This is a genomic window from Actinomadura napierensis, assembly GCF_039529375.1.
In the GTDB taxonomy this organism is placed as follows: domain Bacteria; phylum Actinomycetota; class Actinomycetes; order Streptosporangiales; family Streptosporangiaceae; genus Spirillospora; species Spirillospora napierensis.
In genome coordinates, this window is record NZ_BAAAMR010000394.1 from 1 (window position 1) to 547 (window position 547).

General features: G+C 60.1%; 1 rRNA gene. It reads right to left on the bottom strand.

From position 1 onward, the window contains the following. Positions 1-490 precede the first annotated feature (490 nt). A 16S ribosomal RNA gene (locus tag ABD296_RS50115) occupies positions 491-547 on the bottom strand; the annotation flags it as partial.

Here is a 547-nt window from a genome sequence, read left to right on the forward strand (position 1 = left end):
GCTCCTGATGCCAAGGCATCCACCGTATGCCCTTAAAAACTTGAACACACGAAACGATCAAAACAAATCGCAGAGACGAACAACAACAACCCGAAAACAGAAACCTCACGGCCCCGCATCCGAGCTCTCGCCGCTCGCCAGAGATGCTCGCGTCCACTGTGCAGTTCTCAAAAAACAACCGGGCCCACCAGAACCACCCCGACCATAACGGTCGAGGCGGTGTCTGGTCCCGCAGTCCGAGGCCACCGGGCTAACGCCCGTTTCCTCAGGACCCAACAGCGTGTCCAGCCCCCCACCCACCTGACACCGCCATTCCCACTCCCCACGGCCGAAGCCACGGGTCGGTACTAGCCGGCTCACCCAGGCGGTGAGCTGAATAACCAGTGCTCCACATCTATGAGCAGCCACCTGACAGACATTCGCTGTCAACAGCGGCCACCGACCACCGCACCCCTGGAAGGGTCAACGGCGGCCAGTTGATGCTCCTTAGAAAGGAGGTGATCCAGCCGCACCTTCCGGTACGGCTACCTTGTTACGACTTCGTCCC